Here is a 12,125-nt window from a genome sequence, read left to right as displayed (position 1 = left end):
GGGAGATCGGGACGCGTTGGCGACGCCTTCCCGCCTCGCGACAGGCCCTGCTCGCCCTGGCCCACCTTCGATGGGGCGATACCTACGCCCAGCTGTGGCTCTGTCCCATGCCCTCGAGGCACTCCGTCTGGTCTAGTTGCCGCGTCGGCTCCAGTCATAGCAGTGACCGTCATCGGTGCGACGAACACCGTCACACCTCTATCGCCGCAGTTCTCATTCGATGTCAAGTCTGAATCCGGCTACCTCACCCCCGAACCCACCGAAGCTGTCGACGCCTTCACCGGGGACCATCCCGTCAAGATCGCCGTCAACGGCTGAGATCAACCGCCTCCACCCATGAAGGACCTGATGTCTTCCTTGCGCTCCCGCGCCGCGGCCGTGTCGACCGGTATCGCCGTCATCGCCGCAGGCACCCTGTCCGCGCTTCCTGCCCAGGCCGTCTCCGGCACCCCCGCCACCCCCAACACCTACGCCTTCACCGCCAAACTCACCATCGGCACCGGTGACACCACACGCGCCTGCACCGGCACCCTGATAGCCGCCGGCTGGATCGCCACCGCCTCCAGTTGCTTCGCCAACGGCACCACACCGCCCGTCACCGGGAAGCCCACCGCCAAGGCCACCGCCACCGTCGGCCGCACGGACCTCACCACCCCCACCGGTGGACACACCAGCGACATCATCCAGATCGTCGTCCACGAACAGCGCGACCTCGTACTGGCCCGCTTGGCCCAGCCCACCACCATCGCCCCCGCCGTCCTGGCCACCGCCCCCGCCGCACCCGGTGACACCCTCAAGACCGCCGGCTACGGACGCACCCGCACCGAGTGGGTGCCCAACACCCTCCACACCGCCGCCTTCACCGCCAACAGCGTCAACCCCACCGACCTCACTCTCACCGCCGCGGGCATGAACGACGCCATCTGCCGTGGCGACGCCGGTGCACCCATCCTCCGGGAGGCAGGCGGCACCACCCAGCTCCTCGGCATCGTCACCAAGTCCAGCCTCACCGGCTGCCTCGGCGAGGCCACCACCCCCAACACCGCCGCCGCCACCCGCGTCGACGACCTCACCCTCGCCTCCGGCCTCACCGCCGGCCGGCAGCTCAAGCCCGGCGGCATGCTCATCGCCGGACCCACCACCCTCACCATGCGCACCGACGGCGACCTCACCCTCACCTCCGCCGCTGGCAAGACCCTCTGGAACACCGGCACCACCGGGAACCCCGGCGCCACCGCACAACTCGACACCACCGGCAACCTGACCGTCCGCACCGCCGACGGCACCACCGCCCTCTGGGAGTCGAAGACCACCGCACCCGGGGGCACCCTCACCCTCACCCCCCGCGGCAACCTCCTCATCCACAACAACCAGCAGCAGTCAGTCTGGTCCTCGGGCACCGCACTGCGGCACGACCACAACGGCGACGGACGCAGCGACGTCGGCGCCTGGTACGCGTTCCCGAACGCGGTGTCAGACGCGCTGTACACCTTCCCCGGGCAGCCGGGCGGGTCCCTGGGTGCGCCGGTGAAGTCGTTCACGTCGTCGGCGGACGACTACAACATGGCGGCGATGAAGTTCGTCTCCGGCGACTTCAACGGTGACGGCCGCGGCGACATGGTCGCGCTGCACGGGTACGGGGACACCAGTGTGAAGGCCTTCCTGTTCCCGGGTCTGGTCGACGGCGGCTTCGGCGCGCCCGTCCAGGCGTGGGCGGCCGCCGCGAGCAGCGAGTACCACATCTCGTACATGACGCCGCAGGCCGGCGATTTCAACGGCGACGGCCGGGACGACATGGCGGTGTGGTTCGCGGATACCGGCATCGGTGCGACCAAGCTGGTCACCTTCACGTCCAAGCCGACCGGCACCTTCAACTCCCCCTTCACCTCGTGGACGGCTCCGGCCGGCTCGTGGCTGCGCTCCAGCACGAAGTTCGTCTCCGGCGACTTCAACGGGGACGGCCGTGAGGAACTGGGCGTGTTCTACAAGCAGGGCGCCCAGGGTGTGAAGGCGTATGTGTTCGACACGCTGGCGAACGGCGGCTTCGGCGCCCCGGGGATGCCCTGGTGGGAGTCCACGGCCTGGAAGTGGGAGCAGGCGCTGCCGCAGGCGGGGGACTTCGACGGTGACGGCCATGACGACGTCCTGGTCTGGTACGCGTACGACGACGGCTCGGACCGTACCTCGACCATGCTGTTCGAGAAGGTGGACGGCAAGGAGCGGTTCGGCTCGGCGACCGTGTCGCTGGACGGGGCCAAGGCCTATGACGTGGCGCGGTTGAAGATGATCACCGGCGATTACGACGGCGACGGCCGGGACGACCTGGCGGTCATGAACCACGCCCAGGACGACTCCGTGCGCATGATCACCTGGACGGCGCGCCCGGACGCCAAGTTCAACGGCGGTCTGGCCGGCTGGTCCTCGAACCCCGGCGCCTGGTCCTTCCCGACGACCAAGCTGCTCGCCGCCTACAACTGATCGTTCGCACCGAGCAGTGGGGGGCGCCTCCGCGAGGCGCCCCCCACTGACGCCCGGCGCCCTGCGCGGCGGGCCGGTCCGGCCTTTCCCCGCACGACTACCTCCCAGGAGTTCTCCATGTCCGACACTTCGACCGGTCTCGACCGGCGCGCTCTGATACGCCTGACGGCCAAGGCGGTCGCGGCGGGCGCCGCGGTCGCCGCCGGCGGGGCGCTCGCCGGGCCGGCTTCCGGTGCCGCGGCGGCTCCCCTGCCTCCGGGCCCCGGCGACCTGTCGGGGATGCCCCGGGCGCTGGCGCTGAGCGTGCCGCGGGGAGTGGGCGGGGAGGCGCCGCTGCCGCCGCCGCCCGAGCAGTTGGCGGACGGTCGGGTGTCGCCGCCCAGCGGCCGCGTCCCGTACGCGCGCAGTGCGCCCGGTTCGCGTGCGGCGGCGGCCGTCGACGTACCGACGACCCTGCCGTTCGAGTTCAACCGCGGGGGCTACCGGATCCTGCCCGGTCTCCCGGAGGCCCTGCGGCCTTGGCGCAACCGGCCCAAGTCCTGGAAGGACGTCAGCCCCGACACCGCCACCCAGTTCCTGGACTCCGAGGGCGTCGTGCAGTTCCGCGCGGCCAGGGACCAGCCCGGCTACGACCACCCCGTGATGCAGATCCAGTTCGGGCTCGGCTGCGTCGCGAGCTACCGCACCGAGGCGGACGCGCACCGCAGGTCGGTGTTCCTGCTCCGCGCCGAGGCGCAGGCCAAGCGGCTGATCGATCGCCGGGTGGAGGCGCGCGGGGCCTGGTACTTCCCCTACCCGTTCGACTGGCGGAACGACAAGCACCCAGGGGTCGCCTACCGGGCCCCGTGGTACTCCGGGATGGCGCAGGGCGAGGCGATCAGCCTCTTCACGCAGCTCGCCCAGCTCGACGGGGTCGACGCGCAGCGGCGGACGCTGTACCTCCAAGCGGCCGACGCCGCCTTCGCCTCCCTGTTGCGAGGCGACGACGGGTCTCCGTGGGCCGTACACAAGGACGCGTCCGACTACCTCTGGATCCAGGAGTACCCGGGCTCCTCCCCCGGCACCGGGGACTTCACCTACAACGGCATGATCTTCGCCATGCTCGGACTGTGGGACTACCACACGGCCACCGGCAACGAGCTGGCGGCCCAGCTGTACGACGGCGGTTGCACCACCATGGCCCGCTACTTCCCGCTGCTGCGCAACACCCGCTGGGCCTCCTACTACTGCCAGACGCACCGGGTCCCCACCCCCAGCTACCAGCACCACCACATCGACCTGTTCCACCAGTTGCACTGGCACACCGCCAGCGCCGACTTCGCCGCCCACATGGACACCCTGGTCGACGACTTCCCCGGCCCGATCGGGGAGGGAGGAGGGAACATCGCCTTCGCAGCGGGCACCCACACCCTGTACCGGCTGGACACCGCCGCCGACGGGGCCTGGTCCGCCGCCAAGCAGGACGCCCAGCTGGAGGTGAAGAAGGTCACCTTCGCCAGGGCGACCCAGGCGCCGACCACCATGCGCCGCCGCATCCAGGACCGGGGCATCTACTACCTCATCAGCGGCGGCGCGTACGACGGCTGGTGGGTCGGGGAGGCGTGGCCGACCGCGTTCCTGCGCGGTGAGTACCTGACCTACGGCTACCACCACCAGCGGACGATCACCTTCCCCGGCGGCAACCAGGAGGTGGACGTCTACCGCTTCACCGAGAACGGCTCCGACGCCTCCATCCGCACCGTCTCCTTCCCCACTCCCTCCAACGCCCCGACGAACGTCCGCGCCGTCGTCAACGGGCGGCCCATGTTCCGGATCACCGCAGGCAGCCTCGCCGGCTACTGGGTTCCGGCGACCAGCGTCACGGCCGACAACCGGCCCGGCTCCCGGTCCGCGTAGACGGGCGCCGCGGCCGGCCGCCCGCGAGCGACCGCGCGGGCGGGCGGCCGGCTCGATCAGGTTTCCGGGTGCCGGTCACGCGTCTTGGTCCCGCACCCCGCGACAGCCGGTGTGACCTGCGTCAAGTCCGTTACCGGCCAGCTCGGGCAGCCGCATTCACGCCGACTACGGAACTCACCCACCTTTCACCTACGATCCACATTCCACACTGTTCACGCCCATGGGGGGTACACAGCCATGCCCGGTAAGAGACGCGCCGCCGTCGGCCGCAGACGGTTCATACGCCTGGCGGGAGGCACCGTCGCCGGAGGTGCCGTCGTCGGCGGCGGGGCGTTCACCGCGATGGCGACCGGAGTCTTCGACGACCCGGTGACCGACCCGTACGCCAGGATGCCGCGTTCGCTCGCGCTCAGCCTGCCCGGCGGACCCGGTGCGGACCCGGGCGTACCGCTGCCGCCGCTGCCCGACCCCCTGAACGAGGGCACGGCGTCCATACCGGACACGCCCCCGCGCATCCCGTACAGCGAGAACATGCCCAACTCCCGTGCCGGGGTGGATGTTCCGACCACGCTGCCGTTCGAGTTCAAGACCAGCGGCTTCAAGATCGTGTCCGACCTTCCGGAGTCGCTGCGACCCTGGCGGAACCGGCCGACGAGCTGGGCGAACGTCACTCCGCCGGTCACCGACAAGTACCACCTGAACGCCCAGGGTGTGTACATGTACTACAAGCCCGTCGGCACGAGCACCAAGCCGGGCCCGGTGGGCTACGACCACCCGGTGGGGCAGATCCAGTTCGGCCTCGGCTGCATATCGAGCTACCGGACCGAGAAGGACGCCACCAAGAAGGCCCTGTTCCTCAAGCGGGCCAAGGACCAGGCGAACCGCCTGATCACCAAACGGGTCGTGACGCGCGGCGCGTGGTACTTCCCGTACCCGTGGGACTACACGCACACCGAGCACGGCGGTGTCTCCTACAAGGCCCCCTGGTACTCGGGCATGTCCCAGGGCGAGGCCATCAGCCTCTTCGCCCAGTTGGCCGGGCTGGACGGGATCACCGAGCAGGAGCGCACGCTCTACACCAACGCCGCCAACGGGGCCTTCGCCTCGCTGCTGCGCGGAGACAACGGCTACCCGTGGGTGGTGAACAAGGACAAGGCCGGGTACCTCTGGATCCAGGAGTACCCGTTCAAGTCGCCGGGCACCGGCGACTACACGTACAACGGCATGGTCTTCGCCATGTTCGGCCTGTGGGACTACTACCTGCTCACCGGCAACGAGCTGGCGGCCAAGCTGTACGACGGCGCCTGCACCACCATGACCCGGTACTTCTCGCTGCTGCGCAACCCCCGGTGGTTCTCGTTCTACTGCCAGACCCACCGCATCCCCGCGACGACGTACCACCACCACCACATCACGCTGTGGACCCAGCTGCACTGGCACACCAACAGCCCCGTGTTCGCCAACCAGTTGGACGCCCTGATCGACGACTTCCCGTCGCCAGTGCTCCCGGCGGGCGCGAAGATCGCGATCGGCAGCGGTACGCACACGCTGTACACGATCGACGCCGCGGCGGACGGCAGCTACTACCACGACAAGAAGACCGGCAAGGGCCAGGACAAGATCCTGTCCTCCAAGAAGGTCAACTTCGCCCGGGCCACCCAGGCCCCGGTCAACCAGCGGCGCCGCATCAAGGGCGCGGGCATCTGGTACCGGATCTCCGAGGGCGCCTACAAGGGCATGTGGATCGGCGAGGCGTGGCCGAACGTCTTCCTGCGCGGTGAGTACGTGGTGACCACCTACCGGATCCCGCGCACACTCACCGTCGCGGCCAACGCGGCCGTCACGGCGTACAAGTTCGGTGCGGACGGCGTGACCGGCACGACCATGCCGCTGGGGTCGGGCAGCGAGCAGTCCTTCACCTTCGACCGACGAGCGGTCGTCAACGGCCGTGCGATGTGCCGGATCTCGGCGGGCGCGATGGCCGGGCACTGGGTGCCGGCGAACCAGGTCATCACCGACGGCCGCGTCTGACGCCTGCCGACTGACCGGCGACGGCCGCGTCTGGCGACCGGCGGCCGTATCCGACCGGATCGACGGACGAGACCGGCCGACGACGCTCGCGGTCCATGGGAAGATCTCCAACCGGAGAGTCCCTGGACCGCGGGCGTCCGGCCGTACCCGCGCCGTGCGCACTTCGCCGGCTTTCCGGCACGGCACAGCTCGGCATGGCGCCAACACCGCACCGGGATCAAGGGAGTACGCAGATGGCCACGCATTCCTTCTCTGCCGCGCCGCGTCGGGACGCGGCCCGTGGCCGCCTCCGGGCCTGGGCGGTGCTGCCGCTCGCGCTGGCCTGTCTGGCGGCGACCGGTGGCTCCTCTTGGGAGAGCACCCATGCCGGCGACCCTCGCCCCGGGCACGCGCTGGCCGGGGGCCTCGAACACAACGAGCTGGGATACGTCCACGCCGTCAAGGGCCAGGTCTTCTGGTTCGCACTGCCCTCCCCGTACAACCGATCGAGCCGGGACGTGGAGATCACCGGCGGGGAGATCGTCGACCTGCCGGCCGGGCTGAAGGCCGTGGGGTACGGGGTGTTCGACCTTCGGGACATGGGCGGCACTCCGCTCATGGCCATCGAGGGGAAGCCCCATACGCCCGACTTCGCGCGGCTCACGGACTACTCCGACGGGTTCACGGCGAAGCCCGGGGCCTACGGCAACCACGTCCCGATGGTGCGCCTCCTCGTCACCGGCGAGGTGACCGAGGACGTCGACGTCTGCAGGTACACCTACCGCCAGGGCGGTCTGCGCTACAGCCAGCTCGTCGGGTGCGGGCTGGTGCTGCGCCTGGAGAAGTGACGGCAGGTGGTGACGAGGGGCGCCGTTTTCGCGCCGGTCGTACGAGGCGTAACGGGCGCTACAACCCCGGCCCCGCGAGGCCGGCGAGCACGCCATAGGCGACCGGGATGGCGTACGGGGCGAGTGCGAGCGTGGCCGGGCGCGGGCGGAGCCGCTCGATCAGGGCGGCGGTGAGGATGGCGAAGACGACCGCGAAGAGGACGGTGTCGTAGAGCTCCAGGGCGTCCCAACCGTGTGCGGCCAGGGTGGTGGCGATCATGGCGGCGCCGAAGAACCCGGCCGCCGAGAAGGCCTCGTCGGTACGGAGGACCGGGCGGCGGCCCCGTATCGCAGGCCCGGTCGGTCCCGCAGGCCCCGTCGGCCCCGCAGGCCCCGTCGGCCCCGCCGGGTCCGGCTGCCCGGGCGGCGCCGGGCTGCGGCTGCCGTCCCGCAGACCCTGCCGCAGCAGGGCGGTCAGGACGGCGAGGTCCAGCACCGTCGCGACGACGAACGAGACCTTGAAGAACATGTCCACGGTGTGCTCCTCCAGCTCCTCTCCCCCGGAGAGAAGGACGTCCGCCGTGGGGCGAGGGGTTGCCCACGTGCCCAGCGTCACGTCACCGGCGCCCGCCGGGCCATGGACAGCGTCGACAACCGGCCGGTAACTTGTATGGCTGACTGAGCAAGCGCTTAGACATGGCCGTGAGCGACGCGCCGTGACCGACCGGGACCAAGGAGGCCGTCCGTGCGCCGGACCGTATTCAACGAGGACCACGAGGCGTTCCGGGAGACCATCCGGGACTTCATCGAGACCGAGGTCGTCCCCGTCTACGACGACTGGTTCGCCGCCGGGCAGGCGCCGCGCGACTTCTACCTCAAGCTCGGTGAGCTGGGCCTGTTCGGCATCAACGTGCCGGAGGAGTTCGGCGGCGCCGGGCTGGACACCCACAAGTTCGAGGCCGTGCTCTACGAGGAGACCGCCCGCGCGGGCGTGCAGTTCGGCGGGTCCGGGGTGCATGTGCTGCTGGCGCTGCCGTACCTCAAGCTGCTCGCCGACGACGAGCAGAAGAAGCGCTTCCTGCCGAAGTTCACCACCGGTGAGGAGATGTGGGCGCTGGCGATGACCGAGCCGGGCACCGGCTCCGACCTCGCGGGCATGAAGACCACCGCCAAGCTGTCCGAGGACGGCACCCACTACCTGCTCAACGGTGCCAAGACCTTCATCACCGGTGGCGTCCACGCCGACCGGGTCATCGTCTGCGCCCGGACTGCCGCGCCCACCGCCGAGGACCGCCGCTTCGGCATCTCGCTGTTCGCGGTGGACGCCAAGTCCGCCGGGTACTCCATCGGCCGCAAGCTGGACAAGCTCGGCCTGCGCACCTCCGACACCGCCGAGCTGGCGTTCGTCGATGTGAAGGTGCCGGTCGAGGACCTGCTCGGCGAGGAGAACAAAGGCTTCCACTACCTCGGCCAGAACCTGCCCTCCGAGCGCTGGGGCATCGCCTTCGGCGCGTACGCGCAGGCCAAGGCGGCCGTCCGGTTCGCCCAGCAGTACGTCACCGAGCGCACCGTGTTCGGCAAGACGGTGGCCTCCTTCCAGAACACCAAGTTCGAGCTGGCCGCCTGCCAGGCCGAGGTGGACGCCGCCGAGGCGGTCGCCGACCGCGCCCTGGAGGCCCTGGACGCGGGCGAGCTGAGCGCCGCCGAGGCCGCCTCCGCCAAGCTGTTCTGCACCGAGGTCGCCCACCGGGTGATCGACCGCTGCCTCCAGCTGCACGGCGGCTACGGCTATATGAACGAGTACCCGATCGCCCGTCTGTACGCGGACAACCGGGTCAACCGCATCTACGGCGGCACCAGCGAGGTCATGAAGTCGATCATCGCCAAGTCGATGGGGCTGTAGGGCCACCGATGTCCGATCTGGGGCCGGGGCCGGAAGCACTGGAGGACCTGCTGGACCTGCTCGATCTGGAGCGGGTCGAGCAGGACATCTTCCGCGGCCGGTCCCGGTCGGCGATCATCCCCCGGGTCTTCGGCGGGCAGGTCGCCGCCCAGGCGCTGGTCGCCGCGGGCCGGACCGTGCCCGCCGACCGGGCAGCGCACTCGCTGCACTCCTACTTCCTGCGCACCGGCGACCCGGACGCGCCGATCGTCTACACCGTGGACCGCATCCGGGACGGCCGCTCGTTCACCACCCGCCGGGTGGTCGCCGTCCAGCACGGCCGGCCGATCTTCCATCTCTCGGCCTCCTTCCAGGCGTACGAGGAGGGCATGGAGCACCAGTCCGCCATGCCCGCCGCCCCGGACCCGGAGACCCTGCCCACCGCCGCCGAGCTGCTGCCCCGGTACGCGGACGTCTTCGCCGGGCCGGACACCGTGGACCGGCTGCTGGAGGCGCGGGCCGCGGTGGACCTGCGGTATGTGGACGAGCCGCCGTTCGGCACCGCGGGCACCCCGCGCGAGCCGCGCTCCCAGGTGTGGTTCAGGGCGGCGGGGAAGCTCACCGACGATCCGCTGCTGCATGTCTGCCTGGCAACGTACGTCTCCGATATGACGCTGCTGGACTCGGTGCTGCTGGCGCACGGGCGCGGCGGCTGGACCGTCGGCGACGTGGTGGGCGCCTCGCTGGACCACGCGATGTGGTTCCACCGGCCGTTCCGGGCCGACGAGTGGCTGCTGTACGACCAGGAGTCGCCGTCCTCCTCCGGCGGGCGCGGCCTCGGCCAGGCCCGGATCTGGACCCAGGACGGCCGCCTGGCGATCTCCGTCATCCAGGAGGGTGTCGTCCGCGTGCCGAGGTGAGGCCTCGGCGACGCCGTTTGCGCCGGGGTGACGCGGACACTCGTGGCCGGGTGAGCCGAGACGCGAGCCCGGGAGGTAGCGGCGACATGAGTGATGACGGGTACCGAGGGGGCGGGGTGCGGCGGGCCGCGCTGGTCGGGGCGGCGAGCGGGTTGCGCAGCCAGGCGGGGCTGGCCGGGGTGGCGCTGACCGCCCGTCCGGACGATCCGGCCGGATCGCTGCTGGCCCACCGGTGGGGCCGGATCGGCGCGCTGGTGGGCGCGGTCGGCGAGGCGGTGGGCGACAAGCTGCCGCAGACCCCGAGCAGGCTGAGCGCCCAGGGACTGCTCCCCCGGCTGCTGCTGGGCGGGGTGACCGGCTGGGCGCTGGCGGCGCGGGAGCAGACGCGGGGCGCGGGCGGCGGGACGCATGAGGAGGCGTACCAGTACGCGGCCGACGGCGAGGAGCTGACCCGCTCGGCCCCGGACGCCGCCCCGGCGCTGATCGGCGCGGCGGTGGGCGTGGCGGCAGCGGCGGCGGCCTCGTTCGCCGGGGCGCGCTGGCGGCGGATCGCCGCCGATCGGAACTGGCCGGACTGGCCGTTCGCGCTGGTGGAGGACGCGGTGACGGCGGCGGTGGTGTACGCGGCGGTGGGTCGGCCGGATGGTCGGCGCCGGGCCGGGGCGGGTGACCCCTGGCGCGAGGAGACGCTGTACGAGGGCTCGTACGCCGCGCGTGAGGTGGACGCGGACATCCGCCCGGACGCGTACCACCAGCCGGGCGGCTGACCCGTACCGCTGAAGGACCGGTGAACGTCAGGACGTGCTCGATCAGCCGGTCAGCCCGGCCGCGTCCAGCAGATAGGCGGCGAGCGGCTCGTAGTGGCGCGGGTCGGGCACGTTGTCGTCCAGCGGGATGGCGACCTGCAGGGTGCCCTCGGCCTCGCCCAGGAAGAGGGCGGGGTCGTTGCAGTCGGCGTAGCCGAGGGAGTCGATGCCCCGCTGGGCCGCGCGACCGGCCCAGCCGTGGTCGGCGACCACCAGGTCCGGCGGGGTGTCCAGCCGGTCGAGGATGGCGTTCATCGGCTCGGGCGAGTGGGTGTGCCAGAGGCTGGCCCCGCGCCCGAACACGGCCACGTCGGCGAACTGCACCACGTACCCCTCGTCGGCGGTGAGCCCGCCGGGGATGCGGACGATGTCGCAGCCCGCGGCCCGCAGCGCGGCGGCGGTGGAGCTGTGCAGGTCCAGCAGGGCGCCGGGGTGTCCGGTGGCGAACAGCACCCGCTGCCGGTCCTCGGCGGCCTTGGCGAGCCGGGCGGCCATCCGGTCGAGCCCGGCCACGGTCAGCTCCGGGTCGATGGTGTCCTGGCCCATCCGGTGGGCGGGGTCGTCGTTCACCCCGCACCGCTCGGCCATCACCGCGAGCACGTCCTGCTCGTCGGTCCAGCGGTCGCCCAGTTCCAGCCCCAGCCAGTAGTGGCGGTCGCCGTTGGCCAGCTTGCGGTAGTGGGAGAGGTTGTTGTCGCGCGGCGTGGCGACATTCCCGGCGATCCGGCTGCGGACGAGGTGGTCGAGAAGGGCGGCGCGGCTGGGTATGGACATGGCCCCATTGTGCCGCCCGCCACGCGCCGTGGCCGAACCGTTCCGGCCGGTGGACGTGTCGGCACCACCGTGCCGGGTCCGGGCTACTCGGGCAGCAGCTCGCGCAGCCCGGCCTGGAACTCGGCGCACTCCAGGATGGCGTCCGACGGGCAGGTCAGGGCGTGTGCGAGGCGGTCGCGGACCTGCCGCAGGGCGGCCATCCGGTCGTCCAGCTCCTGGATCTTCCCGGCCACCCGGGCCCGGGCCCGCTCCGGGTCCCCGGCGAGCACCTCGGCCAGCTCGGTGAGCGAGAAACCGGTGGCGCGGGCGTTGAGGATCAGGGCGATCCGGTCGATCGCGGAGGGCGCGTAGGTACGGCGCTGGCCGCGGCGTCCGGCGGGTTCCAGCAGGCCCAGCCGCTCGTAGTAGCGCAGCGCGGAGGGCGCCACCCCGGTGCGCCGGGCGACCTCGGTGATGTCCAGCAGTGCGCGCTCGTCCGGTGCGCGATCGTCCAGGTCCATGGCCCTCACCTCGGCGGCTTGCGTTGAAGCCG

At 71.4% G+C, this 12,125-nt stretch carries 11 protein-coding genes and 1 pseudogene; 9 read left to right on the top strand and 3 right to left on the bottom strand.

Going from position 1 to position 12,125, the window contains the following annotated elements:
• From ABZ945_RS31200 to ABZ945_RS31175, 6 genes and pseudogenes are all read left to right on the top strand, one after another.
• Positions 1-95 (top strand): annotated as a pseudogene (locus ABZ945_RS31200) (IS5/IS1182 family transposase); the annotation flags it as partial.
• 67 nt (positions 96-162) lie between these two features.
• Positions 163-318, top strand: a complete 156-nt coding sequence (locus ABZ945_RS31195) for a hypothetical protein (RefSeq protein WP_361276487.1) — start codon at positions 163-165, stop codon at positions 316-318.
• A gap of 30 nt (positions 319-348) precedes the next feature.
• Entirely contained in the window at positions 349-2,478 is a 2,130-nt protein-coding gene (locus tag ABZ945_RS31190) for an FG-GAP-like repeat-containing protein (protein WP_361276477.1), read from the top strand.
• A 117-nt stretch (positions 2,479-2,595) separates the two neighbouring features.
• Complete coding sequence (locus tag ABZ945_RS31185) at positions 2,596-4,374, top strand: D-glucuronyl C5-epimerase family protein (protein ID WP_361276474.1); 1,779 nt, start codon at positions 2,596-2,598, stop codon at positions 4,372-4,374.
• Positions 4,375-4,611: 237 nt separating this feature from the next.
• Positions 4,612-6,405, top strand: a complete 1,794-nt coding sequence (locus ABZ945_RS31180; protein ID WP_361276471.1) for a D-glucuronyl C5-epimerase family protein — start codon at positions 4,612-4,614, stop codon at positions 6,403-6,405.
• A gap of 233 nt (positions 6,406-6,638) precedes the next feature.
• Positions 6,639-7,232: a hypothetical protein gene (locus tag ABZ945_RS31175; RefSeq protein ID WP_361276469.1), complete on the top strand. Its 594-nt coding sequence runs from the start codon at positions 6,639-6,641 to the stop codon at positions 7,230-7,232.
• Positions 7,233-7,290: 58 nt separating this feature from the next.
• Here ABZ945_RS31175 and ABZ945_RS31170 read toward each other — a convergent pair whose 3' ends face one another.
• A complete protein-coding gene (locus tag ABZ945_RS31170; RefSeq protein ID WP_361276466.1) occupies positions 7,291-7,827 on the bottom strand; it encodes a hypothetical protein in 537 nt (178 codons plus the stop codon).
• A gap of 129 nt (positions 7,828-7,956) precedes the next feature.
• Here ABZ945_RS31170 and ABZ945_RS31165 point away from each other — a divergent pair, with 129 nt between their 5' ends.
• The 3 genes from ABZ945_RS31165 (at position 7,957) to ABZ945_RS31155 (ending at position 10,780) form a co-directional block, all read left to right on the top strand.
• On the top strand, positions 7,957-9,114 hold the full coding sequence (locus tag ABZ945_RS31165; RefSeq protein WP_361276463.1) for an acyl-CoA dehydrogenase family protein: 1,158 nt from the start codon (positions 7,957-7,959) through the stop codon (positions 9,112-9,114).
• Between the two features lie 8 nt (positions 9,115-9,122).
• Positions 9,123-10,013, top strand: coding sequence for an acyl-CoA thioesterase II (gene tesB / locus ABZ945_RS31160; protein WP_361276460.1), 891 nt, complete (start codon positions 9,123-9,125; stop codon positions 10,011-10,013).
• 86 nt (positions 10,014-10,099) lie between these two features.
• A complete protein-coding gene (locus tag ABZ945_RS31155; protein ID WP_361276457.1) occupies positions 10,100-10,780 on the top strand; it encodes a hypothetical protein in 681 nt (226 codons plus the stop codon).
• Positions 10,781-10,822: 42 nt separating this feature from the next.
• On the opposite strand, the gene ABZ945_RS31150 is transcribed toward ABZ945_RS31155, so the two are convergent.
• Positions 10,823-11,593 carry a phosphatase gene (locus ABZ945_RS31150; protein WP_361276454.1) on the bottom strand — a complete coding sequence of 257 codons (771 nt, stop codon included), beginning with the start codon at positions 11,591-11,593 and terminating at the stop codon, positions 10,823-10,825.
• Between the two features lie 83 nt (positions 11,594-11,676).
• A complete protein-coding gene (locus ABZ945_RS31145) occupies positions 11,677-12,093 on the bottom strand; it encodes a MerR family transcriptional regulator (RefSeq protein WP_361276452.1) in 417 nt (138 codons plus the stop codon).
• Positions 12,094-12,125 lie beyond the last annotated feature (32 nt).

The sequence above is a fragment of the Streptomyces sp. NPDC046887 genome (genome assembly GCF_040644755.1).
Classification (GTDB): Bacteria; Actinomycetota; Actinomycetes; order Streptomycetales; family Streptomycetaceae; genus Streptomyces; species Streptomyces lichenis.
This window is presented reverse-complemented; position numbering and strand designations above follow the sequence as displayed.